The organism is Desulforamulus ruminis DSM 2154 (genome assembly GCF_000215085.1).
Taxonomy (GTDB): domain Bacteria; phylum Bacillota; class Desulfotomaculia; order Desulfotomaculales; family Desulfotomaculaceae; genus Desulfotomaculum; species Desulfotomaculum ruminis.
Window position 1 is genome coordinate 1,322,896 of record NC_015589.1, and the last position, 25,283, is coordinate 1,348,178.

28 protein-coding genes are annotated in these 25,283 nt (G+C 48.9%); 26 read left to right on the top strand and 2 right to left on the bottom strand.

Features of this window, described 5'->3' with window-relative positions:
* The first annotated feature begins 18 nt into the window (after positions 1 to 18).
* From DESRU_RS06635 to DESRU_RS06650, 4 genes are all read left to right on the top strand, one after another.
* Positions 19 to 897, top strand: a complete 879-nt coding sequence (locus DESRU_RS06635) for a lipid II flippase Amj family protein (RefSeq protein ID WP_013841344.1) — start codon at positions 19 to 21, stop codon at positions 895 to 897.
* Between the two features lie 37 nt (positions 898 to 934).
* The gene (gene ligA, locus DESRU_RS06640; protein ID WP_013841345.1) at positions 935 to 2,953 is read left to right on the top strand and encodes an NAD-dependent DNA ligase LigA; all 2,019 of its coding nucleotides are present in this window, start codon (positions 935 to 937) and stop codon (positions 2,951 to 2,953) included.
* A 309-nt stretch (positions 2,954 to 3,262) separates the two neighbouring features.
* Entirely contained in the window at positions 3,263 to 4,438 is a 1,176-nt protein-coding gene (locus DESRU_RS06645) for an outer membrane protein assembly factor BamB family protein (protein ID WP_013841346.1), read from the top strand.
* A 1-nt stretch (position 4,439) separates the two neighbouring features.
* On the top strand, positions 4,440 to 5,801 hold the full coding sequence (locus tag DESRU_RS06650) for an S-layer homology domain-containing protein (protein WP_013841347.1): 1,362 nt from the start codon (positions 4,440 to 4,442) through the stop codon (positions 5,799 to 5,801).
* Positions 5,802 to 5,841: 40 nt separating this feature from the next.
* Here the strand turns inward: DESRU_RS06650 and DESRU_RS06655 are convergent, their stop codons facing one another.
* A complete protein-coding gene (locus DESRU_RS06655) occupies positions 5,842 to 6,291 on the bottom strand; it encodes a RidA family protein (RefSeq protein WP_013841348.1) in 450 nt (149 codons plus the stop codon).
* A gap of 167 nt (positions 6,292 to 6,458) precedes the next feature.
* On the opposite strand from DESRU_RS06655, the gene gatC reads away from it, so the two are divergent.
* The 14 genes from gatC to DESRU_RS06725 all read left to right on the top strand — a co-directional run bounded on the left by gatC (position 6,459) and on the right by DESRU_RS06725 (position 18,755).
* A complete protein-coding gene (gene gatC / locus DESRU_RS06660) occupies positions 6,459 to 6,740 on the top strand; it encodes an Asp-tRNA(Asn)/Glu-tRNA(Gln) amidotransferase subunit GatC (protein WP_013841349.1) in 282 nt (93 codons plus the stop codon).
* Positions 6,741 to 6,972: 232 nt separating this feature from the next.
* Positions 6,973 to 8,430 carry an Asp-tRNA(Asn)/Glu-tRNA(Gln) amidotransferase subunit GatA gene (gene gatA / locus DESRU_RS06665; RefSeq protein ID WP_013841350.1) on the top strand — a complete coding sequence of 486 codons (1,458 nt, stop codon included), beginning with the start codon at positions 6,973 to 6,975 and terminating at the stop codon, positions 8,428 to 8,430.
* Positions 8,431 to 8,444: 14 nt separating this feature from the next.
* Positions 8,445 to 9,884: an Asp-tRNA(Asn)/Glu-tRNA(Gln) amidotransferase subunit GatB gene (gene gatB, locus DESRU_RS06670; protein WP_013841351.1), complete on the top strand. Its 1,440-nt coding sequence runs from the start codon at positions 8,445 to 8,447 to the stop codon at positions 9,882 to 9,884.
* Positions 9,885 to 10,238: 354 nt separating this feature from the next.
* Positions 10,239 to 11,372 (top strand): homocitrate synthase, encoded by a 1,134-nt coding sequence (nifV, locus tag DESRU_RS06675; RefSeq protein ID WP_013841352.1) that lies wholly within the window; start codon positions 10,239 to 10,241, stop codon positions 11,370 to 11,372.
* Entirely contained in the window at positions 11,344 to 12,630 is a 1,287-nt protein-coding gene (locus DESRU_RS06680; RefSeq protein ID WP_041275329.1) for a 3-isopropylmalate dehydratase large subunit, read from the top strand. The genes nifV and DESRU_RS06680 overlap by 29 nt, the downstream gene beginning before the upstream one ends.
* Positions 12,631 to 12,639: 9 nt before the next feature.
* A complete protein-coding gene (locus tag DESRU_RS06685) occupies positions 12,640 to 13,149 on the top strand; it encodes a 3-isopropylmalate dehydratase small subunit (RefSeq protein ID WP_013841354.1) in 510 nt (169 codons plus the stop codon).
* Between the two features lie 3 nt (positions 13,150 to 13,152).
* A complete protein-coding gene (locus DESRU_RS06690; RefSeq protein ID WP_013841355.1) occupies positions 13,153 to 14,151 on the top strand; it encodes an isocitrate dehydrogenase (NAD(+)) in 999 nt (332 codons plus the stop codon).
* A 298-nt stretch (positions 14,152 to 14,449) separates the two neighbouring features.
* Complete coding sequence (locus DESRU_RS06695; protein ID WP_013841356.1) at positions 14,450 to 15,079, top strand: class I SAM-dependent methyltransferase; 630 nt, start codon at positions 14,450 to 14,452, stop codon at positions 15,077 to 15,079.
* 116 nt (positions 15,080 to 15,195) lie between these two features.
* Positions 15,196 to 15,609 carry a hypothetical protein gene (locus DESRU_RS19810; protein WP_013841357.1) on the top strand — a complete coding sequence of 138 codons (414 nt, stop codon included), beginning with the start codon at positions 15,196 to 15,198 and terminating at the stop codon, positions 15,607 to 15,609.
* 286 nt (positions 15,610 to 15,895) lie between these two features.
* Positions 15,896 to 16,321, top strand: coding sequence for a phage tail terminator family protein (locus tag DESRU_RS06705; RefSeq protein ID WP_013841358.1), 426 nt, complete (start codon positions 15,896 to 15,898; stop codon positions 16,319 to 16,321).
* 4 nt (positions 16,322 to 16,325) lie between these two features.
* A complete protein-coding gene (locus DESRU_RS06710) occupies positions 16,326 to 16,517 on the top strand; it encodes a hypothetical protein (RefSeq protein ID WP_013841359.1) in 192 nt (63 codons plus the stop codon).
* 2 nt (positions 16,518 to 16,519) lie between these two features.
* The gene (locus DESRU_RS06715; RefSeq protein WP_013841360.1) at positions 16,520 to 17,824 is read left to right on the top strand and encodes a phage tail sheath family protein; all 1,305 of its coding nucleotides are present in this window, start codon (positions 16,520 to 16,522) and stop codon (positions 17,822 to 17,824) included.
* A 16-nt stretch (positions 17,825 to 17,840) separates the two neighbouring features.
* Positions 17,841 to 18,308, top strand: a complete 468-nt coding sequence (locus DESRU_RS06720) for a phage tail tube protein (RefSeq protein WP_013841361.1) — start codon at positions 17,841 to 17,843, stop codon at positions 18,306 to 18,308.
* Between the two features lie 18 nt (positions 18,309 to 18,326).
* Positions 18,327 to 18,755 carry a phage tail assembly chaperone gene (locus tag DESRU_RS06725; RefSeq protein WP_013841362.1) on the top strand — a complete coding sequence of 143 codons (429 nt, stop codon included), beginning with the start codon at positions 18,327 to 18,329 and terminating at the stop codon, positions 18,753 to 18,755.
* On the opposite strand, the gene DESRU_RS20750 is transcribed toward DESRU_RS06725, so the two are convergent.
* Positions 18,752 to 18,955, bottom strand: a complete 204-nt coding sequence (locus DESRU_RS20750; protein ID WP_187290616.1) for a hypothetical protein — start codon at positions 18,953 to 18,955, stop codon at positions 18,752 to 18,754. The two genes, DESRU_RS06725 and DESRU_RS20750, sit on opposite strands and share 4 nt — an antisense overlap.
* 29 nt (positions 18,956 to 18,984) lie before the next feature.
* On the opposite strand from DESRU_RS20750, the gene DESRU_RS19815 reads away from it, so the two are divergent.
* From DESRU_RS19815 to DESRU_RS06765, 8 genes are read left to right on the top strand one after another with little or no spacing between them, the layout of a single operon-like run.
* The gene (locus tag DESRU_RS19815; RefSeq protein ID WP_013841363.1) at positions 18,985 to 20,619 is read left to right on the top strand and encodes a hypothetical protein; all 1,635 of its coding nucleotides are present in this window, start codon (positions 18,985 to 18,987) and stop codon (positions 20,617 to 20,619) included.
* Positions 20,619 to 21,269, top strand: coding sequence for a LysM peptidoglycan-binding domain-containing protein (locus DESRU_RS06735; protein WP_013841364.1), 651 nt, complete (start codon positions 20,619 to 20,621; stop codon positions 21,267 to 21,269). Before DESRU_RS19815 ends, DESRU_RS06735 begins: the two co-directional genes overlap by 1 nt.
* Positions 21,262 to 22,221 carry an XkdQ/YqbQ family protein gene (locus tag DESRU_RS06740; RefSeq protein ID WP_013841365.1) on the top strand — a complete coding sequence of 320 codons (960 nt, stop codon included), beginning with the start codon at positions 21,262 to 21,264 and terminating at the stop codon, positions 22,219 to 22,221. The genes DESRU_RS06735 and DESRU_RS06740 overlap by 8 nt, the downstream gene beginning before the upstream one ends.
* The gene (locus DESRU_RS06745) at positions 22,214 to 22,621 is read left to right on the top strand and encodes a DUF2577 domain-containing protein (RefSeq protein WP_013841366.1); all 408 of its coding nucleotides are present in this window, start codon (positions 22,214 to 22,216) and stop codon (positions 22,619 to 22,621) included. Before DESRU_RS06740 ends, DESRU_RS06745 begins: the two co-directional genes overlap by 8 nt.
* Complete coding sequence (locus DESRU_RS06750) at positions 22,618 to 23,019, top strand: DUF2634 domain-containing protein (RefSeq protein ID WP_013841367.1); 402 nt, start codon at positions 22,618 to 22,620, stop codon at positions 23,017 to 23,019. Before DESRU_RS06745 ends, DESRU_RS06750 begins: the two co-directional genes overlap by 4 nt.
* Positions 23,019 to 24,074 carry a baseplate J/gp47 family protein gene (locus DESRU_RS06755; protein WP_013841368.1) on the top strand — a complete coding sequence of 352 codons (1,056 nt, stop codon included), beginning with the start codon at positions 23,019 to 23,021 and terminating at the stop codon, positions 24,072 to 24,074. Before DESRU_RS06750 ends, DESRU_RS06755 begins: the two co-directional genes overlap by 1 nt.
* Positions 24,067 to 24,615: a putative phage tail protein gene (locus tag DESRU_RS06760; protein ID WP_013841369.1), complete on the top strand. Its 549-nt coding sequence runs from the start codon at positions 24,067 to 24,069 to the stop codon at positions 24,613 to 24,615. The genes DESRU_RS06755 and DESRU_RS06760 overlap by 8 nt, the downstream gene beginning before the upstream one ends.
* A complete protein-coding gene (locus DESRU_RS06765; protein WP_013841370.1) occupies positions 24,615 to 24,887 on the top strand; it encodes a hypothetical protein in 273 nt (90 codons plus the stop codon). The genes DESRU_RS06760 and DESRU_RS06765 overlap by 1 nt, the downstream gene beginning before the upstream one ends.
* Positions 24,888 to 25,283 lie beyond the last annotated feature (396 nt).

The window sequence follows — 25,283 nt, forward strand, 5'->3', positions numbered from 1 at the left end:
TAAAGGCGGAGGAAAAATATGGAACGCTTGCTTGCCGTGGTGGTTTTAACCGCCATTATCCATTTAATCAACACCCTCATTTATGCCGTGCGTCCTGCCGGGGTAATAACCCGCCGGCTGGCCACCGCCTATTCGCTGTTTAACGTTATTTTTCTGGTGGCCCAGACAGCCAATATGCTCCAGGCCCCTTTGCTGGGATCCATCATCGATCTGGCCGTCGGCCGGGGTGTTGAAGCTGCCGGTTCCGGGGTGAATCTGCTGAATACGCCGGTTTACCAGCAGGAACTGCTGATTCTGGACTACCAGTTCCGTACCATTATACTGGGGGCTACCGTGGGCACCCTTATCGGGGCCCTTTTTATCCCCATGTTTATTACCTTTTTTGTTAAAGGAATTGATGTGTTCGGTGAGGTCAAATCCATTCCCAAAATGCTGGGCATGATGATCTTTTCACCAGGCAAAATGGCCCGGATGGCCAAATCCGCGGTGAGAATTCCCAACCGGCAATTTTTTAAACAGGTCCTTTCAGAAAAAGTGACCATTCCCAAAAAGTTTTTGATACTGAATATTTTTATTACCGGTATTTTTACCACTTCGGTGCTTTCCTCCCTGTACGCCTGCGCCTTGTATCCCGAATTCCGGACCACCGCCTCCATGCTCTCGGGCATTATCAACGGCATAGCCACCATCTTGTTTGCCACGGTGGTGGATCCCACGGCAGCGGGCCTTACGGACCAGGCCCTGCGGGGAGAGCGTCCCGAGGCGGACATCAAACAAATGTCCTTTTATCTGGCTCTGACCCGGTTTCTGGGCACCATCCTGGCACAACTTTTCTTTGTGCCGGCGGCCTGGATCATCAAATATGTGGCGGAAATGATCGCCCGCGGAGGAATTTAATCCTGCTTATACTCCTCAAATTTAGGAGGTCATAAATATGTCCGATGGAACCCAGCGGATAAAAAACCGGCTGGAGGAACTGCGCCGGGAAATCAATCAGCACAACTATCAATATTATGTATTGGACCAGCCCACCATTACCGATGACCAGTATGACCGGCTGATGCAGGAGTTGCTGCGGCTGGAAGCGGAAAATCCGGAATGGGTGACCTCCGATTCTCCCAGCCAGCGGGTGGGAGGACAGGTTCAAAAGGGATTTGCTTCGGTTCCTCACAGAATTCCCATGCTAAGCCTGGGCAATGCCTTTGGCGAGCAGGACTTGAAAGAATTCGACCGCCGGGTTCGTTCGGGTCTGGACGGCGAGGAAGTGGAGTATGTGGTGGAACTCAAGATTGACGGGCTGGCCATTTCTCTGTGGTATGAAAAGGGAATTTTTATCCGGGGCACTACCCGGGGAGACGGCGAGTTTGGAGAAGATATTACCGCCAACCTGCGTACCGTTAAGGCCATACCCCTGCGCTTAAAGGAAGACATTCCCTTTTTGGAGGTGCGGGGGGAGGCTTTTATGCCCAAAGATTCCTTTGTTAAGTTAAATGAAATGAGAGAAGAGGCCGGAGAGGCCTTGTTTGCCAACCCCCGGAACGCGGCGGCGGGCAGCCTGCGGCAGTTGGACACCCGGATCACAGCCTCACGGAATCTGAGCGCTTTCATGTATGCCATCGGTTACCTGGAAGGGCCGGATCCCGGCAGCCATGCCCGGGGACTGGCCTGGCTGAGGGAACTGGGCTTCCGGGTAAATTCCCAGCATAAAGTCTGCGAAGATATGGAGGAAGTTCTGGAGTACTGCCGCCGCTGGCAGGAAAAGCGCTTTGATCTGCCCTACGCCATTGACGGCCTGGTGATCAAGGTCAATTCTCTGCAGCAGCAGCAGCGCCTGGGAGCCACCTTAAAGAGTCCCCGCTGGGCCATTGCCTATAAATTTCCCGCAGAGCAGGCAGTCAGCACCATACGGGACATTACCGTCCGGGTAGGACGCACCGGGGTTCTGACGCCCAGCGCCATTCTGGAGCCGGTGCAGTTGGCGGGAACCACTGTCAGCAAGGCCACCCTGCATAACGAGGACATTGTCCGGCAAAAGGATATCCGTATCGGGGACAAAGCCCTGATCCAAAAAGCCGGGGACATTATTCCCGAGGTGGTCCGGGTCTATCCGGAGGAGCGAACCGGAGAGGAAAAGCCCTTTGTCATGCCCACCACCTGTCCGGAATGCCATGCCCCGGTGGTGCGAATGGAGGGGGAAGCGGCCTGTCGCTGCAGCAACCGGAACTGTCCGGCCATTTCCCGGGAGGGGGTTATCCACTTTGTTTCCCGGGGCGCCATGGACATCCTGGGCTTGGGAGAAAGCATTGTCACCCAGCTCATCCGGGAGGGGCTGGTCCGGGACCCGGCGGACCTTTACCGCCTGCAATATGAGGACTTAATCTGTCTGGAACGCATGGGCGCCCGTTCTTCCCAGAACCTTTTGGAAGCCGTTGAAGCCAGCAAAAAAAATACCCTGGCCCAACTGCTCTTCGGCCTGGGCATCCGGCACGTGGGTGACCGGGCGGCCAAAATACTGGCCCGCCGGTTTGGGTCCATGAAAGCTTTAATGGAAGCAACTCTTGAGGAGTTAACGGAGATTCCGGAAATCGGGGTAAAAATTGCCGGCAGTATTGTGGATTACTTTTCCAAAGCCGAGAACTTGGATTTAATTCAAAGGCTGGCTGCTGCCGGAGTGAACATGGAAGGGGAAAAAGAGCACCGGGATGCCGGAGAACTGCCCTTATCCGGCAAAACCTTTGTGGTGACCGGCACTCTGGAAGGATTTAGCCGCCAAGAGGCCCAAAAAGCCATCGAAGAACGGGGCGGCAAGGTATCCGGCAGTGTCAGCAAAAAAACCGATTACGTGGTTGTGGGAGAAAATCCCGGTTCTAAGCAGGAAAAGGCCCTGCAACTGGGTGTTGTCCTTTTGAATGAAGCGGATTTTGTGGCCCTGTTAAATCGGTTCTCTTCCTGATGGAATGTGGCAACCAACTTATGAAGACCCCCCAATAATAGAATGCGGATTTAACGGATTATGCGGATTTGCGCGGATTTTATTTAGAATTAAAAATCCGTAAGAATCAATGGAAATCCGTAAATCCGTGTTCTATTATTTTAGGAAAAAAACAGGTTGTGCGATAGGAATCATTCTGGGGTTCTTTTTGTATGGGCCTCATTTTTCTTAAAGGATTGAAAAGGGTGTCCGATAAATAAAAAGGAAATCATTGCTTGGGAAAGAATTCCTATTGTATAGGATGTTCATATGTAGGGAGGGCTGTAGAGCATGCGAATCATGAAATCTTTGCTGGTAATCACGTTACTGCTTTTAGTTCTGACCGGGCGGGCGGAGGCTGCCGGACGGTTTGACCCATACGGTGAACTGAAATGGATGCAGGAGAAATCCGGCAAGCTGTCGGCGGATCCGACCCTGACGGATAACGGTTTATTGTACTGCCCGGTAGGCAACAAAATTTTATGCTATGATGTAAACCGGGGCGTCAAGCTGTGGGAAAGAAAAGCGGATGTGGGGGGTAAAATCACGGAACCTTTGCTGGTGCAGGAACAAACCATTTATGCCACCGGCACCGAAGGGATTCAACAAATGAAACCCAACGGGAGTTTAACCTGGGTTTACCGGGTTTACCCCAAACCTAAAGGAACCAAAAGCAGCGGCGTGGTTTCCACCGGGCCCGGTGAACTGATTTATTTTGGAGTGGCCGACGGGATTTACGCTTTGGAGCCAAAGAAAAACTATCAGTGGCGTTACTCCGACGAGGATAACGTGGCGGCCTGCCTGGGGAACGACCGGTATGTCTATGTGAGCCTCAAGGATGCCGCCGGCACCTACAGTTTAAGCGCCCTGGACCCGGAAGGCGACCGGGTTTGGCACCAGGGGTGGGGCAAACTTAAAAACATTCGCCTGACTTTTGCCCCGGACGGCAATCTGCTGGTGGTCACCAACCCTGCCAGCTTGGGGGACAGGGACTATGGAAGGGTTCGCTGCCTGAACCCGGAAACCGGTAAGGAAATCTGGAATTACTCGGTGAAGGCCGACGACATTACGGCAGTCAGTTTTTCAACGGAAGGAAAGATATTCTTCACTGCCAACAGCCGTTTGTTTTGCCTGGATGATCAAACCGGCTTATTGGACTGGAATTTGCCCCTGCTGAACGTGTCTTCGGGAGCCGCCGTTGACGATAGCAAAAAGAGGATTTACGCCGGAAGCACCGATGGAAGAATCTTTTGCGTCAGCTTTGCAGGAAGAGTCATTTGGGACAAAGAGGTGGACAAAACCGTCAGCCAGGAAATGCATAAGGACGGGGGTTTTATGGTGGATACCGGGAAAGACGACAAAGATTCTTTCTCCAGGGCGCCCATCCTGTTGAAAAACGGCGAGCTTTTAATTTACTCCGACAAGGGAACGATCTTTAAATTTGTGGATATTCATAAGGAGGGATAAGATGCAATTTTCCTTTAAAAGGCTGCTCCTGCCTGTCCTGGTCCTGACTTTTTTCCTTCCGTCCTGCTGGGCCTACGGCGCGCCCGCCACCGGAGCCGCTGTGGATTTTACCGATCTCTCCGGCCACTGGGCCAAACAATCCATTGAAAAAATCTATGCCATTGGCTATGTTACAGGTTTTCCGGACAACACCTACCGTCCCGATCAGCCGGTCAACTGTCTGGAAGCCCTTACCATGGTTTTGGACGGAGCCAATTACGGGGAACAGATCGCCAAGATGAAAAAGCAAAAAAATGCTTCCCCCAGCCTGTATCCGGTACCCTGGGGTCAGGATTACCTGGATTTTGCGGTGCAGCAAAAGTTTCTTCCGGAAGGCATGTTAAAAAACTTTCAATATGACCGCCCCATTACCCGGGCAGAACTGGCTTCTGTGCTGGCCAGAGCTTTTTATTTCACCGCTTCCGGAAGCCAAGGGACCTTTACGGATACGCAAAATATACCGGAAGATAATCGGACGGACGTGCAGGCGGTCAGTAAAAACGGCTTAATGTCGGGCTATAACGACGGCAGTTTCCGTCCTGCCGGGCGTGTTTCCCGGGGCGAAATGGCCGCCATTCTGGCCAAGCTTTATGATCAGGGCTGGATTCACCTAGACCCCAAACGCAAGCTCACCGGTTGGGTCTCCAAGGTTACAGCGGCTAAAAACGGACTGGAAATCGAATTGAATTCCTTGAACGGAATCCAGAAGGTTAACGCCAATGCCAACTGCAAGGGGTACTGGCAGGGAACGGCTATGGATCTGCAGCAAGCGGTCAACTACCGGGTGGAAATTCTTCTGGATACCAAGAAAAAAGCAGCCTATGTGGAATTTTTGGAACGCAGGAATTTTACACCGGCCCAACAAGAGGTGTACGTCAGCTATCTTCGCCTGGCTGAAGGTGAACCGGTCATCATGACAGTAAAGAACTCCATTAGTCAGGAAGTGGATTACCCCGTGGCCTGGGATGCCGAGGTTACCGATGATAAATCTAAAAGCAAAACTAAAAAGGATCTGCTGAAAAAATTAAAGGAAAACCAGTATCTTAAATTGGGACTAACTCCCGGAGGGACAGTAAAGTCCGTAAACATTCTGGATACTAAGACGATCACCGGTGAGATTAGTTCTCTAGATAGAAAACTCCAACTGGTAGGAAAAAGAAGCAGCAGTAAATATGTACCGGATCAATTCTACGGTTGGAGTTCGGGAAGATTGATTGATAAGGATGGAGACGAAATCAGCGATATTGATGTAGGCGATAAGGTGAAAATCACCTATATCGGAGAACCTTTTTACGAAAGGGTGCTGGAGATACAAAAGCTATAATGGGAGGACATGCCAACCGGCATGTCCTTTTAAGTAACAACTATCTTTCTCCTCCACAACCGCAACCCCCGCCGGAAGAGGACCCTTGGCCGTGACCATGTCCGTGTCCTTGAGCTGCGATCACTTCAATTTCAATGCCCACATCCCGGGGCAGGCGGGATACCTCTACCAGGGAGCGGGCCGGGGCGGGGCAGGGAAAATATTCTCCGTAAACTTCATTAATTTTTTCAAAATCCTGCATGTCTTTCACAAAAACCGTGGCCTTCACCACCTGCTCCATGCCGATCCCGGCGGCCCCCAGAATGGCCTTGACATTCTCCAGGCACTGACGGGCTTGAGCCTGAATGTTCCCGGTAACAATTTTTCCGGTGGCCGGGTCAATGGGAATTTGCCCCGAGGTAAAAAGCAAAGGGCCAAAACTGATGGCCTGGGAATAGGGACCGATGGCTGCAGGGGCCTGGTCGGTGCTGATGAATTTTTTTACATGCATGAGGTAACCTCCCTTTAAGACTAGAAAAATCCTATTTTTAGAATACCCGCAATGGGATGGAAAAATCAATTCCTTTAAGAAAAATGTTGAATAGGTGGTTAACTTGCACGGTCTTAGAAAACTCTGGTATAATATTGTCAGTTTTTGAATAAAGGCAGGTGTACCGGTTGATTAGCAAGCAAGATGTGGAACACGTGGCCCTTTTAGGCCGTTTGGAACTCACCGAAGAAGAAAAAGAGTTGTATACCCAACAGTTGAATAAAATACTGGATGCGGCCAAAGCCCTGCAGGAACTGGATACGGAAAATGTGCCCCCTACCGCCCATGTACTGTCCCTGCAAAATGTTTTCAGGGAAGACCGGGTTGGTGAGCACATAGATCCTGAGAAGGCGTTGAGCAACGCGCCGGACCGGGATGAGAACTTCTTTAAAGTCCCGAAAATCGTTTAGTCCGCCTGTTGAATACTGCTTATAAGTCCTGTTGCTAGACTCCAAGGTATTGCTTTTGGGTCTAGTTGCTCGTTTTAGGGGTATTCTTCTTGGGTGCAGCTATTAAAGATTTTACATCGACTGGACCCCGGAGAATGCCCAAGAGTCTAACAACTGGACACAAAAGGAATACGGATAAGGTAACAACGAGACCCCAGAGGAATACCACTAAGACTAACAGGAGGGAAAGGTTTTGGATCTCTGCCAGTTAACTGCCCACGAGCTTCATGATAAGCTGCAGAAAAAAGAAATATCCGCCGTTGAAATTGCCTCATCGGTGTTTAAACGGGTGGATCAGGTTGAAGAAAAAGTAAAATCCTATCTGACCATTACCCGGGACCAGGCCATAGAAAAGGCGGAAGAAGTAGACCGCAAAATTGCCTCCGGGGAAAAGATCGGCCCCCTAGAGGGGATTCCCGTAGCCATCAAAGATAATATGTGCACTGAAGGGGTCCGCACCACCTGCGCCTCCAAAATATTGTACAATTTTGTTCCCCCCTACACCGCCACGGTGGTGGAAAAGGTTCACCGTGCCGGTATGGTAATGGCAGGCAAGACCAACATGGATGAGTTTGCCATGGGTTCCTCCACGGAAAATTCCGGATTTCAACTGACCCGTAACCCCTGGGACCTGGAGCGGGTTCCCGGCGGTTCCAGCGGCGGGTCCGCCTCCGCCGTGGCCGCAGGGGAAGCCATTATCTCCCTGGGCTCAGATACCGGTGGTTCCATCCGGCAGCCGGCTTCCTTTTGCGGTGTGGTTGGTTTAAAGCCCACCTACGGCGCCGTTTCCCGTTACGGCTTGGTGGCTTTTGCCTCTTCTCTGGATCAGATTGGTCCCTTTACCCGGGATGTAACGGATATGGCCCAGATGCTCAATGTGATTTGCGGCCACGATCCCATGGACAGCACCTCGGCCAATGTACAGCAGTCGGACTATACCCAATTTCTGGTTAACGATATTAAAGGACTGAAAATCGGCGTGCCCCGGGAATATATGGCCGACGGCATTGACCCCGGGGTAAAGGAACGCATGAAGGAGGCCATGGGCAAACTAACGGAGTTGGGCGCCTGGGTGGAAGAAACCAGCATGCCCCACACCGATTACGCCATGCCGGCCTACTACCTGATTGCCACCGCCGAGGCCAGTTCCAACCTGGCCCGTTATGACGGGGTTCGTTATGGTCTGCGGGTGGAGGATGCCGAGGATGTGGTGGACATGTTCATGCGCAGCCGCAGCCAGGGTTTTGGCACCGAAGTAAAGCGCCGGATTATGCTGGGGACCTACTCTTTGTCGGCGGGCTACTACGATGCCTATTACCTGAAAGCCCTCAAAGTACGCACCCTGATTAAGAGAGATTTTGACCGGGCCTTTGAAAAATACGATCTGCTGTTAAGTCCCGCCTCTCCCAGTACGGCCTTTAAAATTGGCGAGATGGTGAACGATCCCATCCAAATGTATTTACAGGACATTTGCACCATTCCTGTAAACCTGGCCGGCATTCCTGCCGTCTCCATCCCCTGCGGGCTGGTGAACAACCTGCCGGTGGGCCTGCAGTTCATGGGCCGGGCCTTTGATGAAGGAACGCTGCTTAGGGCAGCCTACACCCTGGAGCAAAATACCGGCTGGACCCGGATAGCACCGGAATTATAAGGGGGGTGACGCGGATGACACAATATGAAACCATTATCGGAATTGAAGTTCACGTAGAATTAAAAACCAATACAAAAATATTCTGCAACTCTACCACCGAGTTCGGAGGAGATCCCAATACCCATGTATGTCCCGTCTGCCTGGGACTTCCCGGAACCCTGCCGGTGTTGAATAAAAAGGTGGTGGAATATGCGGTGCGGGCCGGACTGGCCTTAAATTGCAGCATTGCCAACTTTTCTAAGTTTGACCGTAAAAATTACTACTATCCCGATCTGACAAAAAACTACCAGATCTCCCAGTATGATTTGCCCATTGCCGAGCAGGGCTATTTGGATATTGAGGTCGACGGTCAGGAGAAACGCATTGGGATTACCCGGCTGCACATGGAAGAGGATGCGGGAAAACTGGTGCACCAGGGAAACATTATGACCACTCCTTATTCCCTGGTGGATTATAACCGTGCCGGGGTACCCTTAATTGAAATTGTGTCGGAACCGGACATGAGATCGCCGGAGGAAGCCCGGGCCTATGCTGAAAAACTGAGGGCCGTCATCCAGTACACCGGAGTTTCCGACTGCCGCATGGAAGAGGGCAGCCTGCGTTGTGACGCCAACATTTCTGTCCGCCCGGTGGGACAAAAGGAGCTGGGTACCAAAAGCGAGATTAAAAACATGAACTCTTTCCGCGCCCTGCAGAGGGCCCTGGCCTACGAAGTGGAGCGCCAAATCGGTGTTCTGGAATCCGGCGGCCAGGTGGTTCAGGAAACCCGGACCTGGGACGAAGCCAGGGGCATCACCTTATCTATGCGCAGCAAGGAACAGGCCCACGATTACCGCTATTTTCCGGACCCGGATCTGGTGCCCTTGGTGCTGGATCCCCAATGGATCGATTTTATCCGGCAATCCCTGCCGGAGCTGCCGGACCAGCGCCGGGCCCGTTATGTACAGGAGTTTGGTCTGCCTGTCTACGATGCCGGCATTCTGACCTTAACCAAAGAAATGTCCGATTTCTTTGAGCAAACCATCCAGCAGTACGATAACCCCAAAGCGGTCAGCAACTGGATGATGGGTGAAATGTCCCGTCTGCTGAATGCCGGGGGTATGGAAATCGTCCAGTGCAAAATTAAGCCGGCCCAATTGGCCAGCCTGCTTAAGTTAATCGATAAGGGAACCATTAGCGGAAAAATTGCCAAAACCGTTTTTGAAGAAATGTTTGCCTCCGGCAAGGACCCCGAGGCCGTTGTCCAGGAAAAGGGTCTGGTACAGATTTCCGATGAGGGAGCCATTGCGGCGGTAGTGGACGAGGTCATTGCCGCTAATCCCAAATCGGTGGAGGATTTCCGGGCGGGCAAGGAAAAGGCCATTGGCTTTCTGGTGGGGCAGGTGATGCGAGCCACCAAAGGTAAGGCCAACCCCGAACTGGTGAACAAGCTGCTCAAAGAAAAGCTCCAATAGCCATGAGAATAAGCTGAGACTTTATCAGGAGAATATTTCCATCTCATTGAGTGGAAATGTTCTCCTTTGAGTTTTTAAACAGCTCTTTCTCCATGTCATGAGTCAAAAGGCTTTAAAAAGATATGACGAAGATTTTGTTTTAATAATAAGACATCGAAGAAACAAGTGTCCAAATAAGATGATGAACAATATTTGCTCAATATTGATTTTGAGATATAACGAGATATGTAGAGATAATTAACAAAATTAAGACTATAATCAAGTATACAGTATAAGGGCGGTTTATCCATGTAATCGAGCAGCAGAATGTGATAACATATAGAAGTATAGGTATTTGAACAAGGAGGTTCGGTTATGGAGAAGAGAAAAATATGGATTGTGGATACAACCCTGCGTGATGGCGAACAAACCGCCGGCGTCGTGTTTGCCAACCGCGAGAAGGTTCGTATTGCAAGCTTTTTAGATGAAATGGGTGTCGATCAAATAGAAGCGGGCGTTCCTGTTATGGGTGGGGACGAACAGGAAGCCATTAAGCAAATATGCCAGTTGGGTTTAAAAGCCAGCGTCATGGGCTGGAACCGGCCTGTTTTAAAGGATATCGAGGCTTCCCTGAAATGTGGTGTGGATGCCGTGGCGATATCCATTTCTACTTCGGATATTCACATTAAGCACAAGTTAAAAACCAGCCGCGAATGGGTGGTTGAGCACATGGTCCGGGCAACGGAATTTGCCAAAAAAGAAGGCATGTACATTTCCGTTAACGCCGAGGATGCCTCCAGAAGTGACATGAACTTTTTAATTGAGTTTGCCAAGGCGGCCAAGCAGGCCGGGGCGGACCGCTTGCGCTATTGCGATACCGTGGGAATTCTGGAACCCTTCACTACCTATGAGCGAATTAAGGCATTAAAAGAAGCGGTGGATCTTGAAGTTGAAATGCATACCCACAACGATTTCGGCATGGCCACCGCCAATGCTCTGGCCGGTGTCCGGGCAGGGGCCAACTGGGTAGGCGTGACCATTATGGGGCTGGGCGAACGGGCCGGAAACTCTCCTCTGGAAGAAGTAGTTATGGCCCTCAAGCACCTCTATGATATTGACCTGAGCTTTAAGACCGAGATCTTTCGTGAAGTGGCGGAGTATGTATCCAGGGCCTCCGGCCGGGAACTGCATTGCAGCAAAGCCATTGTGGGCTCCAATATGTTTGCCCATGAATCCGGTATTCATGCGGATGGCGCCATTAAAAACCCCAAAACTTATGAAGCCTTCCAGCCCGAAGAAGTAGGCTTGGAACGCCAGATCGTCATTGGCAAGCATTCCGGAACCGCTTCCCTGCGGATGAAGTTTGCCGAATATGGCATTGATTTAGCCAAGGAGGAGGCTGAAGAACTGCTGCCCAAGATTCGTTCCGCGGCCGTGTCCCTGAAACGGTCCCTATTTGACAAGGAACTCGTTTACATCTATGAAGACCATTTTGGAAAGAGGGATTAAGTTGGGGAAGACCATCATCGAAAAAATACTCTCTGCCCATAGCGGGCAGGAATGCACGGCCGGCGACATTGTGGTGGCCCAGGTTGATTTCGTTATGGGTCAGGACGGCACCTCGCCCCTGGCCATACGGGCCTTTGAAAATATGGATGGTAAGGAACTCTTTAATCCGGACAAGGTGGCCCTGGTGATTGACCACAGTTCCCCCAGCCCTTTGGAAGGAGTCTCCGCCCTGCATAAGCTTATGCGGGAATTTGCCAAAAGCAAAGGCTGCCGGATGTATGACATCGGAGAGGGTGTTTGTCACCAGTTAATTCCTGAAAGTGGTAAAGTAGGACCCGGGAGCCTGGTTATCGGGGCCGACAGCCATACCTGCACCTACGGTGCCCTGAACGCTTTCTCCACCGGGGTAGGTTCAACAGACCTGGCCGGAGGGTTAATTTCCGGGAAAATGTGGTTCAAAGTTCCGGAAACAGTTAAATTTGTTTGCAACGGGACCCTGCCCAAAGGAATCTATGCCAAGGATCTGATTCTTTATTTAATGGGGCAGGTTACCGCGGACGGCTGCACCTATATGGCCGCGGAATATACCGGCGAAGCCATCACTGATTTATCCATGGAAGGCCGTTTTACCGTGTCCAACATGGCCATTGAAATGGGTGCTAAAGCCGGTCTGATGGAAGCGGACCACAAAACCTTTGAGTGGCTAAAGCAGCATACCGACCGCCAATTCCAGGCGGTTGCCAGCGATCCGGACGCGCGTTATCAGCGGGTTCTGGAATTCGATGTTTCCCAACTGGAACCCCAGGTAGCCAAACCCCACCGGGTGGACAACGTGTCTCCCATTTCTGAAGTCCTGGGAACACCGGTGCAGCAGGCGGTGATCGGCACCTGTACTAACGGCCGTTTGGAAGACCTGCGCATCGCCGCTTCCATCCTGGAAGGTAAAAAAATTCATTCTGATGTAAGGCTGATTGTAGCCCCGGCCTCCCGGAAGATTTATCTGGACGCCATGAACGAGGGCACCCTTCAGAAATTGGTAGAGGCCGGAGCGGCCGTCGTAACTCCCGGCTGCGGGCCCTGTGTGGGTACCCATAACGGGGTTCCCTCGGACGGCGAAAAAGTTATTTCAACGGCCAACCGTAACTTTAAAGGACGGATGGGCAACAGCAATGCCGAGATTTATCTGGCTTCACCGGCTACGGTGGCTGCATCGGCACTAACCGGAGTCATAACCGACCCCAGACAATTTGTAAAGTAGGTGAAGCCAATGAAATATCAAGGGAAATGCCATAAATTTGGCAACGATGTGAATACCGACTACATTATTTCAGGGAAATATAAATTTAAAACCCTGGACATGAACGAACTGGCCAAACACGTGATGGAAGATCTGGACCCTGATTTTTACAGCAAAGTAACCCCCGGGGACTTCATTGTTGCGGGCAGCAATTTCGGCTGCGGTTCCTCCAGGGAGCAGGCGCCCTTAGCTATTAAACACGCCAATATCGGCGCTGTTCTGGCCAAATCCTTTGCCCGTATATTTTACCGGAATGCCATCAACACCGGCCTGCCGGTCATCGAATGCGATACCGACCTGATTGACGCCGGGGACCTGCTGGATATTGACTTGGCCGGCGGCGTCATCATTAACAAAACCAAGGATATTAAAATTACCGTTAAGCCATTGCCTAAAGTAATGATTACCATTTTAAACGACGGCGGACTGGCTCCCCATTTCCGTAAACACGGTGGTTTTAACTTTGACCAGGGGGTTTAGCCAATGGCCCATACCATTACATTGATTCCCGGAGACGGCATTGGCCCGGAAATTACCGAGGCCGCCCGACGGGTGATTGAAGCCGCCGGGGTTCCCATCACTTGGGAAACCGTGGAGGCAGGGGAAGCGGTCATTGAGAAATACGGCAAACCCCTACCGGATTCCGTTTTGGAATCCATCCGTAAAAATAAAGTGGCTCTCAAGGGACCTATTACCACTCCAGTGGGGAAGGGTTTCCGCAGCGTCAATGTCACCCTGCGGCAGGAACTGGACCTCTATGCCAACCTGCGTCCGGCCCGCAATCTGCCCGGAATTAAAAGCCGCTACCAGGATACGGATTTATTGATTGTGCGGGAAAACACCGAGGACCTGTACGCCGGGGTGGAGCACCGGGTGGGCCGGGACGCCGCTGAAAGCATTAAAATTATCACCCGGGAGGCCTCCCGGCGCATTGCCCGCTTTGCTTTTGACATAGCCCAAAAGCAGGGCCGCAGCAAGGTGACGGCAGTGCATAAGGCCAATATTATGAAGCTGTCGGACGGTCTGTTTCTGGAAAGCGTCCGGACGGTGGCGGAAGAATATCCCCAGATAACTTACGAGGAGATCATTGTGGACGCCATGTGTATGAAACTGGTGCAGGAACCGGAGCAGTACGACGTACTGGTGCTGCCCAATCTGTATGGCGATATCGTCTCGGATCTCTGTGCCGGCCTGGTAGGAGGTCTAGGTGTTGCGCCCGGGGCCAACATTGGTCTGGAATGTGCCGTATTCGAAGCGGTTCACGGCAGCGCCCCCCAGTTGGCGGGCCTAAATCAGGCCAATCCACTGGCCATTATTTTATCCGGCGTCATGATGCTGAAGCATTTGCAAGAATACAAGGCTGCTGCAAAGATAGAAGAAGCTTTGATCAAGGTTCTGGAGGAAGGAAAACACCGGACCTTTGATTTAGGCGGAAAAACCACCACCAGCGAGATGGCAACTGCCATTATTGATAAAATGTGAGATAAGAATAGGCATGTTTTGATTTATTTTATGCTGAAGTCTAACGGACTTCAGCTTTTTTGTTGCTTTTCTCGAAATTTGTGTTTTGTTGGTACATTTTTAGCATCGGGAGTTTGTACAAAAATTTATAAAAAGTAAAACCCTATTGTCCACTAAGCTAAAAAATGGTAAACTTGCATAAAGTAATGATAATGATTATCAATATTAATTTTGCATGATTTATATAAGAGTTATCTAGTAGAGACGGTTTAGGTTATTCATCTATGGATATATGGAGAATCACGGGGGGCGGGGTGACATGGTGACGGAAAAGGGAAGGAAGTTTAACGGAAGAATCGGTGGGGCTGCTTATGATCGATGGGTTTCACTTATGCTTATGAGTCAGACCTATTATCAAAAAGCCATCGGAGATCTTCAGCTTCCGCCGGGGTCTAGGGTGCTGGAATTGGGTTGCGGGACGGGATCCTTAAGTATTGCCCTTGCTGAAAGGGCAGATCGTTCTTCTGTGTTCTATGGCGTTGATATAGCGGAAGATCAACTGAGTTATGCCCGGGTCAAGACCCAGGAAGTCCCGTGCACTTTTCAGTTTATCAATTGTTCCATGGATGAGCTTATTTTTGAGGATCAATACTTTGATGCGGTGATCACTTCCCTGGCCCTGCATGAAACACCGCCCGCCGTGAGGCGGGGTGCGATTCTGGAGACTGCCCGTGTCTTAAAACCGGAAGGGCAGTTTATTCTTGTGGACTGGAGCAAGCCGCGTTTTGGGCTAATGAGTGCCCTTTGGCTTCCGTTCCTGTTTATGGGAGCGTGGCGGGATAATTGGTACAATGAGTATCGCTTGCTGTGCGAAGCCGGTGGCTTGGTTCTGGTGGAGGACGAATATATCAATTCATTAATCCGACGGCAGCGGTTTATCAGAATTTGAGGCAGTTCTCCCTTTTATATGGAACGAATCCAACAAGGATTGTCATTTACATCATTTTTTGTTCATGGTATTATTTGGGTATCAAATGGTTATCTCTTCGATGAAAGGAATTACCCATGAACAATGAAGAAAAGATTTTACAGATCCTAACTCAAATGCAAGCTGACGTCTCTGGCTTAAAACAAGGGCAAGAGGAAATTAAAACCGATATTTCTGGATTAAAACAGAGTCAAGAAGAAATCAGAGTCGATATCTCTGGTTTGAAACAGAGTCAAGAAGAAATCAGAGTCGATATCTCTGGTTTGAAACAGAGTCAAGAAGAAATCAGAGTCGATATCTCTGGTTTGAAACAGAGTCAAGAAGAAATCAGAGCCGATATCTCTGGTTTGAACCAAAGTCAAGCGAAACTGGAACAAGGACAAGAGGAAATTAAAGCAGACATTCGGTTTATCAAGATGACATTAAACGAATTTGCTAAAGATATTGGCATGCTGGACAATCGCACGGAGAGTTTGAAAAAGGTTAAATAGTCTATCCAAAGAAATGCGAAAAAGGAAAAGGAATTCACCTCATGTCCTTTTAATGTCCTGGTTTTTGAGCAGCAATAAGATAAAATGATATTAGTAAAAATATCAACCGCCCCAGTGGCGGTTTTTTACTTCAAATGAACAAGTAAGGCAACTCGGCGGTGAATAAATAATCTTTTTGTTTTTCAAATGAAAGGAGGTGATAGAGACCGCTGGTATCAGGTAGAGCGAGAAGAATTTTTGCAGTTTAAGGAGGTCATGGTAGTAAGATACGGCAGGGGGAGGTTTTATGCTCAATAAAATTGTAGATGCCATTGGGTTCAAACTAGGCCAGGCATTTGGTGATGAATTTACCATTTACAGCGATACGGAGGAACAAGGAGTGACAGCGCCTTGTTTTTTTATTGCTGTTTTAAGCCCTAGCCAACAACCGGTTATCGGAAGGAGATATTTTAAAAAGCATCCCTTTGACATTCATTATTACCCTCAAGGACCGGACAAGCAAAGGGAAATCAATGATGTAGCCGACAGCTTAAAGGAAGTGCTGGCATACATCACGACGGATGGCCATCTGCTGGCCGGAACCAAAATGCACCATCAGGTGCTTGACGGAATATTGCATTTCTATGTGGAGTACAACCTGTTTGTTCTGAAACAAATGGAACCGGATGAAACAATGGGAGAATTAACAATCCATGGTACGGTGAAAGGGTGATTTGATGATAGATCTAAAAATGACTGCCAACAAAGAGCTGGAAAAAAAGACGTTTACCAAGAAACAAATATTGCTCTGCCAGAAGTACACCGACAGAAAGGATTTAGTTCGTGTACTGTTGGAGGATGACACTCTCTACAGCTTGGAGCAAGTGGATGCATTGTTAAAAAAATTTATGGAAGGTAAGGTGAACTAACTATGGCACTAGGTGGCGGGACTTTCCTAACCCAAAACAAAGTATTACCCGGAACCTATATCAACTTCGTCAGCGCTTCCAGAGCGTCGGCAACGCTGAGCGACAGGGGTTACGCGGCAATGGCCCTGGAACTGGACTGGGGGGTTGATGGTGAGATATTCACCGTGGAAGCAGGGGATTTTCAAAAGGAATCCCTAAAAATTTTTGGCTATGATTATAGCAGCGACAAGCTAAAAGGTTTGCGGGATTTATTTAAAAATATTCGTACCGGCCACTTTTACCGGCTGAACTCCGGGGAAAAGGCATCCTGCGTTTACGCTACCGCCAAGTACAGCGGCACCCGGGGCAATGACCTTAAAATCATTATTCAGACCAATGTGGATGACCCCTCCCAATACGATGTCATTACCATGCTGGATACAACCCAGGTTGAGGTTCAGACCGTTGCGGCTGTCACGGAGTTAGTGGACAATGATTTTGTGCTTTGGAATGATTCGGCAGAACTGGCGCCAACGGCGGCAACACCGCTGACCGGGGGCAGCAATGCCGCTGAGGTAACCGGCGCAGAATACCAGACTTTTCTGGATAAAATCGAATCTTATACTTTTAACACCCTTGGCTGCTTATCTACAACTGCTACCGTGATAAATCTCTATCAGCAGTTTACTAAGCGCATGCGGGATGAAGTGGGCGTAAAGTTCCAGACCGTTGTTTATCGAGGGGCGGCTGATGATGAAGGCGTGATCAGCCTGCAGAACAAAGTGACGGACCATGCCAACCCGGCCTCTTTGGTTTACTGGGTGACCGGCATTGCCGCAGGATGCGAAGTCAACAAGAGCAATACCAACAAGGTATATGACGGGGAATTTGCGGTGGATGTGAATTACAAACAAAGTGAGCTGGAGGCAGGCATCAAGACCGGCAAATTTATGCTGCACAAAGTGGGCGACAAGATCCGGGTGCTGGAAGATATTAATACCTTTATATCCGTTACCCCGGATAAAAACAACGACTTCAGCAGCAATCAAACCGTGCGGGTGCTGGACCAAATTGCCAATGACATTGCGGTATTGTTCAACACAAAGTACCTTGGCAACGTACCCAATAATCAGGCCGGAAGAATTTCTTTTTGGAATGATGTGGTTAGCTACCATAAGGAACTGGAAAGGATTCAGGCCATTGAGGATTTTGTCCCTGAAGACATCCTTGTTGAGAAGGGGAATGATAAAAAATCCGTGGTGGTTACCAATACCGTAACACCGGTCAATGCCATGACCAAACTTTATATGACCGTGGTTGTCCAATAACAAAGGAGGGTTACACATGCAAATGATGCACGCCAAAGACTCGGTCAGCGCATCGCTGGCGGAATGCTTTGTGACCATCGAAGGCAACAGATACAATTTTATGCAGGCCATCAATCTGGAGGCCAGCATTGAAAAAACCAAGAGCGAAGTACCTATTTTGGGTAAAACCGGCAAAGGCAATAAAACCACCGGCTGGAAGGGAACCGGGTCCGCAACCTTTCATTACAATACCGCTATTTTCCGGGAGCTTTTATACCGGTATAAAAACACCGGAGAAGATTTTTATTTTGATATTCAGGTAACCAATGAAGACCCCACTTCCAGTGTGGGCAGGCAGACCATTATCCTAAAAGACTGCAATGCCAATGGGGGTATACTCACCAAGTTTGACGCCGATGCGGAGTATCTGGATGAAACCATGGATTTCACCTTTGAAGATTGGGAAATGCCTGAAAAATTTAAAATGATTGCAGGTATGAAATAAAAGGTAAAGGGGATTGCAATGAGTAAATTAAGCGCTTTCTTAAGGCAAAATGCCGTCCAGTCCGGCAACATGAAATATATTGCCTCCCAAAGATTTCTGGATGAAAATAAAAAGCCCATCGAATGGGAAATCTGCAGTATTACCTCAGAGGAAGACGAAGCCATCCGAAAAGCCTGCACCCGAAAAGTTCCGGTGCCGGGCAAAAGAAACATCTATACCCCGGAAACCGACTATAACCAATACCTTGGCAGGCTGGCGGCCCAATGCACAGTGTTTCCAAATTTAAATGACGCGGAATTGCAGAACAGCTACGGTGTCATGGGGGCGGATACCCTTTTAAAAGCCATGCTTAAACCCGGTGAATACGCCGATTATCTAACTAAAATCCAGGAGATCAACGGTTTTGAAGTTACCATGGAAGAGATGGTGGATGAAGCAAAAAACTAATCCAGGAGGGCGATTATGAAGCCAATATGGCCTACTATTGCCTTCATAAGTTGCGCCTGCTGCCAAGTCAATATCTGGCTTTGGACAGACAGGAAAAAGCCTTTATTATTGCAGCCGTGCAAATCAAAACCGAAAAAGAAAAGAAAGAGGCGGAAAAAGCCGGAAGAACAAGGAAGCGATAAGGGGATGCTTTTTAACATCCCCTTTCTTCTATAAAGGTGGTGAAAAAATGGCTACAATGAGAACGGCCATGCAAATGACAGCCGGCATGTCACAGATGCTGAGAGCGGTGAACCAATCCGTAAATAAGACTATACGCTGCTTTGAGTCGCTGCAATCCGTCGTGCGCACGGCGATGGATTCCGATAATATCCAAAGAGTGAGAGTGGATGTGACCGGAACAACAGCGGCATTTAATGAGCTGGGAGATGGGATCGGACAAGCAAAGGAAGCCCAAAGACTGCTAAACGAAGAGATTCAAAATGGTAGAAACGCCGCAGAGAGTTTACTGCAGAAATTTGCGCAAGCGGGAACCGTCCTTGGGGCAATGGCAGGCATGAAGAGGGCTATAAACTCCTCCCACCCGATGCTTCAAACAGGGGCAAGTCCTTTTATGAGTCATTCCCTGCCAACGATGGAACCAGCGGCAACTGCATTGGATACGCAGATGAAAGAGGCCTTGGCCAACAATGCGGAACTGGCTGTTTTTGCCGGACAAATAAACACAATAGTAGATATGGCAGGTGAGTTAAGGTCCAATGTACAAAATATAGCCGGGTTTTTAGAAAAAATAGCTGGAATCAATGTATCCAAGCCCTTTTCTGAAATAGCAGGTGCAGCGGCAGGTTTTGCTGCGGATCACTGGCAAATCATTGAACCGGTTATATGGGGAGTTGTTGGGGCGGTAGCGGCATATAATCTGGTTGCTCAGATTACCAACGGAATACTGGCGGGACAGGCCTTTATGAAGGGCATTGCAACCTTGGCGTCAAAGGCCCATGAAGCGGCCCTTAAAATGGAGGCGGGAGCAACTTTTTTGGCCATGGTAGAACAATACGGATTAAATGCCGCGTTGCTGGCCTGCCCAATTACCTGGATTATACTGGGGATTATCGCCTTGGTGGCCATTCTTTATGCCGTGGTTGCGGCAGTAAATCAATTTGCCGGCACAAGTATTTCCGCAACAGGCATTATTGCTGGAGTATTTGCAGCTTTAGGCTCCATTCTTTACAATATAATTGCCTATATCTGGAATGGATGGGCTGCTTTTATTGAGTTCTTTGCCAATGTTTTTACCGAACCGGTCTACAGCGTTCAAAGGTTATTTTTTAATTTAGCCAACAATGTGTTGACGCTTTTAAGTAAAATCGCCGAGGCTATGGACAAAGTATTTGGATCCAACCTGGCCGGATCAATCACCTCCCTGCAGGGAAAAATGAAGAGCTGGATTGGCGAGATGCCGGAGGGCTATAAGACCGTCCCGCGTATGGAAATGAGGTCTGTTGTGGATGATTTTAGCGCCGGCTATGATTGGGGGAAGGGCATGTCGGATAGGTTTAATTTAGATGCCATTACAGGTGGCGGGGGGCTAAACAATGACAATTTACCGGAAAATATAGCCGCTACTGCCGTCAACACCGCGGCCATGAAGAATTCCATGGAAGTGGGCGAAGAAGACCTAAAATACATGCGCGACCTGGCGGAGCAAGAAGTCATCAACCGCTTTACCACAGCGGAAATCAAGGTAGATATGGTCAATAACAATACCATTAACAGTTCCATGGATATGGACGGCGTGGTTACCTATTTGACCGAAAAGGTGCAGGAAACCATGGAAATTGCGGCTGAGGGGGTGCATAGCTAATGTATTCCTTTTACCTGGATAATATGCAACTGCCCATTACCCCCTCTAAACTGCAAATAAAGACACCCAGCCAAAATAAAACCATGAACCTGATCAATGACGGCGAAATTAACATTCTTAAGCTACCCGGTCTGAAGGAGATTAGCTTTGAAGCCATTATACCCCGGGTGCAATACCCCTTTGGGGCAAAACTTCAATCGGCCAATCTCTTTTTAAATAAGCTCTGGGAATTAAAAAACAAAAAACAATATTTTTCCTTTACCGTTTCCCGGTTAACGCCTGGCGGTAAAGCCCTCTTTATGGATGACATCAGCCTGCTGGTATCATTGGAAAGCTACAGCATGATTGAGGACGCTCAAAACGGCCTGGATTTGCTCGTAGGCATTGAACTGAAAGAGTATAAAAAATTTACCCCGAAGATTGCCACCTTCACGGAAACAGACGGTGGAGAAGTGCTGGTGACAACCGAAAACACCAGGGAAAGCCGGAAAGAACCGGCCAAAACCTACACCGTTCAATCCGGAGACACCCTGTGGGCGATTTGTAAAAAAGAGCTTGGGGATGGCGGGAAATATGTGGAAATCGCTAAACTAAACCAAATCAGCAATCCAAACCTGATTTATCCGGGGCAGGTGGTCGAGCTTGGCTAATGTAGGGCTAACCATCCAAAATGGCAATATAGAATACGCCCCGCTCATAGAAGAAGGCATCAACTGGGAGACAGCAAGAAAAGGCATGCCGGGGAAACTTACCTTTACGGTACTGAAAGAAGGACTCATCGATTTTCAAGAGGGAAATCTAGTCCGGCTGAGGGTGAATGGGGCCGATATTTTCCAAGGGTTTGTATTTGCCAAGAAGCGGGATAAAAGCAATACCATCCAGGTCACGGCCTATGATCAGCTAAGATATTTGAAGAACAAAGACACCTACCAGTATACCGATACGGCCAGCGGTCTGATCAAGAGATTGGCCGCCGACTTTAGGCTGCAGGTGGGAACCATTGAAGATACCGGGTACACCATTGTTAACAGAATTGAAGAGAATAAAACCCTTTTTGACATCATCCAAAACGCCCTGGACTTAACCCTGCAAAACAAAAAGAAAATCTACGTGCTGTATGACGACTTTGGCAAATTGACTTTAAAAAATATGGAATCCATGAAGCTTGATCTTTTAATCGATCAAGAAACCGGTGAAAATTTCAGCTACCAATCCTCCATTGACGGCGAGACTTACAACAGGATTAAGCTTTCTTATGATAATGGGCAAACCGGTAGGCGGGATATTTATATTGCCGAGCACGGAGAAAATATAAATCGCTGGGGAATGCTGCAGTACTTTGAAAATATCCGGGAGACCACCAACGCCAAGGCTAAAGCCAATGCCTTACTGGAGTTATATAACCGTAAAACCAGAACCCTGAGCATTGCCAACGCTTTGGGAGATGCGCGGGTTAGAGGAGGAACCGGTGTCGGCATCATTTTAAATCTTGGGGATCAATTGGTTCAAAACTACATGCTGGTAGAAAAGGTAAAGCACGTTTTTTACGAAAATGAACACCGGATGGATTTGACCCTAAGGGGAGGGGATTTTATTGCCTAGCATCGTAGAGCTCATGAAAAAAGCGGCCGTTGAGGCAGTCAACGAAACAAAACCAACGGGTGTTGTCTTTGGGACAGTGGTTGGAGTAACGCCGTTAAAAATTAATGTTGAGCAGAAGCTGACTCTGGAAGCGGCCCATTTGCTGTTGACGGATAATGTCAGGGACTACACGGTGGAAATGACCGTAGAACATTTCACTGAAGCGGACGATGACCTCAAAACCTCTCACAGTCACCCGGACGCGGGGGTAGCGTCTTTTGACAGCACACACCGGCACGCCTATCGGGGCAGAAAGAAATATACCGTACACAACGGGCTGAAAACAGGGGAAGAAGTCATTTTGCTGCAGTTGCCCGGTGGGCAGAAATACATTGTACTGGATCGGCTGGTGATGAGATGATTCCAAAGATTGCAGATGATTTAAGGCAGGACTTTAAAATCCTGGAACAACCAACCAGAACGTACCGGTTCAATATCCAGAACCAGACCATTGCCGGGTTTACCGACGGACTGGAAGCCATGAAACAAGCTATCTATAAGATCTTAAACACCGAACGCTACGAGTATTTAATCTACTCCTGGCGCTACGGCATTGAAATAACCGATTTATTTGGTGAAGCCCCGGCCTATATTTACCCGGAATTAAAAAGACGAATCAGTGAAGCATTAACCCAGGATGATCGCATCCAAAGTGTGGATGCTTTTTCTTTTGCGGTTGACAGAGGAACCGTACGGGTTACCTTTACGGTTCATACGCTGTTTGGGGATGTGGAAGCGGAAAAGGTGGTGAGAATGTAATGTATGAAAGCATGACCTATGAAAGCATTTTGCAAAGAATGCTGGGTAGGGTGCCCGGCAATGTGGATAAACGTGAGGGCAGCATCCTTTACGATGCCTTAGCCCCTGCAGCGGCAGAATTGACGCAAATGTATATTGAACTGGATGTAATCCTAAATGAAACCTTTGCCGATACAGCGGGCCGGCAATATTTAATTAAACGGGCAGCGGAGCGGGGAATCATACCCAGCGCTGCAACCAAAGCCATATTAAAGGCGGAATTTAATATCGACGTGCCCATCGGGTCAAGATTCAGCATGGACCATCTGAACTATACCGCCACAGAAAAAATCACCGACGGTGAATATAAAGTGCAATGTGAAAGCACCGGCAGTGAAGGGAACCGGCATTTCGGCACGCTGATACCCATTGACTATATTGACGGATTAAGCCGTGCCGAACTGACGGAGCTGCTAATCCCGGGAGAAGATGAAGAAGAGACCGAGCATTTACGGGCTAGATATTATAACAGCCTCATGTCCCAGGCTTTTGGCGGCAACATTACAGACTATAAGGAAAAGGTGAACGCCATCGCCGGTATTGGCGGGGTAAAAGTCTACCCGGTTTGGGACGGCGGCGGCACCGTTAAACTGGTGCTGATCACTTCCGCCTATCAACAGCCAAGCCAGGAGCTAATTGATACCGTGCAGGCCGTCATTGACCCGCTGCCCAATCAGGGGCAGGGTTATGGCATTGTACCCATTGGACATAAGGTAACGGTGGTTGGTGCAGCAGCGGAAGCGGTTAAGATCCAAACGCAGATTACCTGCAACCAGGGCTGGTCCTGGGAGGATGTTCAACCCTACGCCGAGGCGGTCATAGACGATTACTTTTTAGAACTGGCCAAAACCTGGGCGGATAACAACAACCTGGTAGTCAGAATCAGCCAATTGGAAACCCGGCTGCTCGGTTTAGCCGGTATCCTGGATATTGCCCGGACCCGCATCAACGACCTGGAAGAAAACCTGATTTTAAAGGCAGACAGCATACCCGTAAGGGGTGAGTTGATTGTCTAGAGAAATTAACCTGTTAAACTACCTGCCCAATATCTTAAAAGAGGTCTGGCAGTTTAAAGCGCTGGCCGAGGCGGAAAACCCCGAATGCATTGCTTTATGGGATGCGCTGGCAAAGGCCATGGATGACCAGTTTGTCCATGATGCTACCGAAAACGGCGTTCAGAGATGGGAAAGCATCTTAAAGATTGTTCCCAAAGGAGCGGATACACTGGAAGTGCGGCGGTTTCGAATTCTAGCCCGCTTAAACGAACAAATCCCCTATACTTACGGAACCCTGGCGCACCAGTTGAAAACCCTGTGTGGGGCGGATGGCTACACCATGGAATTGAAAAACGATCAATACACCCTGATTGTCCGGGTGGAACTGACGGTTAAGGGTAAATTTAGTGAAGTGGGTGAGCTGCTAAATAGGGTGGTGCCGGCGAATCTGGTAATTGATCTCAGCCTCAGGTACAACCAGCACCTGACCCTGGCACCCTATACTCATGAACAATTACAAGCCTATACCCATGACCAATTAAGAAACGAGGTGGTTAGCTAATGATTGATAAAACAGCAAATTATAATCTTAGAAAACCGGGCCAGGAAGATTTTTATAACGTGGAAGACTTTAATGCCAACGCCGATATTATAGACGTCCAACTAAAGGCTCTCAACGACAAAACCGAAGCCCAAGCCGGCAGCATAATGGCCCATACAGCTGCCGAGATGCCGCATATTATGACCGATGGTAGTGTGAGGTATCAATACGGCTTTAAGCCGGTCACGGTTAACGGAAGCAAAACCATCGCAATTGTATATGAGGTGATATAAATGGTAAACCAAATTAATTTAGCGGATAAAGCCACCCTAGACAGTGTGAATAGCAAAGTGGACACCACAGTAAGCAGTCGTGCAAGTCAAACAACTGTGGATGCAGCTAATACAAACATCAACACAGTCAACACAAAATTAGGCGCATCAACAGACGCAGCCAACAGTGGTGGTACGACATTATTTAGCTTGATTAAGTATGCAGTCAATATGTTTACATCCTATTGGACACCGATAAGGGCTGGAAATTTGGATAGATTGGACACGGCAATAAGCAGCAGGGCAACCCCTGCGGATGTTACTAGTGCAAGGGATAGTATAAACATAAATATGAATGCAAAACATAGCGAAACTAGATCAATAATTTTAAATCAATTAAACGATGCGCATGGCTGC

Coding starts and splice junctions, on each gene's coding strand:
- DESRU_RS06755 (WP_013841368.1), top strand. CDS start 23,019: ATGTATGAAAGCATGACCTATGAAAGCATTTTGCAAAGAATGCTGGGT.
- DESRU_RS06765 (WP_013841370.1), top strand. CDS start 24,615: ATGATTGATAAAACAGCAAATTATAATCTTAGAAAACCGGGCCAGGAA.
- DESRU_RS06725 (WP_013841362.1), top strand. CDS start 18,327: ATGAGTAAATTAAGCGCTTTCTTAAGGCAAAATGCCGTCCAGTCCGGC.
- DESRU_RS06650 (WP_013841347.1), top strand. CDS start 4,440: ATGCAATTTTCCTTTAAAAGGCTGCTCCTGCCTGTCCTGGTCCTGACT.
- DESRU_RS06680 (WP_041275329.1), top strand. CDS start 11,344: ATGAAGACCATTTTGGAAAGAGGGATTAAGTTGGGGAAGACCATCATC.
- DESRU_RS06685 (WP_013841354.1), top strand. CDS start 12,640: ATGAAATATCAAGGGAAATGCCATAAATTTGGCAACGATGTGAATACC.
- DESRU_RS06645 (WP_013841346.1), top strand. CDS start 3,263: ATGCGAATCATGAAATCTTTGCTGGTAATCACGTTACTGCTTTTAGTT.
- DESRU_RS19815 (WP_013841363.1), top strand. CDS start 18,985: ATGGCTACAATGAGAACGGCCATGCAAATGACAGCCGGCATGTCACAG.
- nifV (WP_013841352.1), top strand. CDS start 10,239: ATGGAGAAGAGAAAAATATGGATTGTGGATACAACCCTGCGTGATGGC.
- DESRU_RS06720 (WP_013841361.1), top strand. CDS start 17,841: ATGCAAATGATGCACGCCAAAGACTCGGTCAGCGCATCGCTGGCGGAA.
- DESRU_RS06705 (WP_013841358.1), top strand. CDS start 15,896: ATGCTCAATAAAATTGTAGATGCCATTGGGTTCAAACTAGGCCAGGCA.
- DESRU_RS06690 (WP_013841355.1), top strand. CDS start 13,153: ATGGCCCATACCATTACATTGATTCCCGGAGACGGCATTGGCCCGGAA.
- DESRU_RS20750 (WP_187290616.1), bottom strand. CDS start 18,955: ATGTTAAAAAGCATCCCCTTATCGCTTCCTTGTTCTTCCGGCTTTTTC.
- gatB (WP_013841351.1), top strand. CDS start 8,445: ATGACACAATATGAAACCATTATCGGAATTGAAGTTCACGTAGAATTA.
- ligA (WP_013841345.1), top strand. CDS start 935: ATGTCCGATGGAACCCAGCGGATAAAAAACCGGCTGGAGGAACTGCGC.
- DESRU_RS06710 (WP_013841359.1), top strand. CDS start 16,326: ATGATAGATCTAAAAATGACTGCCAACAAAGAGCTGGAAAAAAAGACG.
- DESRU_RS06735 (WP_013841364.1), top strand. CDS start 20,619: ATGTATTCCTTTTACCTGGATAATATGCAACTGCCCATTACCCCCTCT.
- DESRU_RS19810 (WP_013841357.1), top strand. CDS start 15,196: ATGAACAATGAAGAAAAGATTTTACAGATCCTAACTCAAATGCAAGCT.
- DESRU_RS06635 (WP_013841344.1), top strand. CDS start 19: ATGGAACGCTTGCTTGCCGTGGTGGTTTTAACCGCCATTATCCATTTA.
- DESRU_RS06715 (WP_013841360.1), top strand. CDS start 16,520: ATGGCACTAGGTGGCGGGACTTTCCTAACCCAAAACAAAGTATTACCC.
- DESRU_RS06750 (WP_013841367.1), top strand. CDS start 22,618: ATGATTCCAAAGATTGCAGATGATTTAAGGCAGGACTTTAAAATCCTG.
- DESRU_RS06695 (WP_013841356.1), top strand. CDS start 14,450: ATGGTGACGGAAAAGGGAAGGAAGTTTAACGGAAGAATCGGTGGGGCT.
- DESRU_RS06655 (WP_013841348.1), bottom strand. CDS start 6,291: ATGCATGTAAAAAAATTCATCAGCACCGACCAGGCCCCTGCAGCCATC.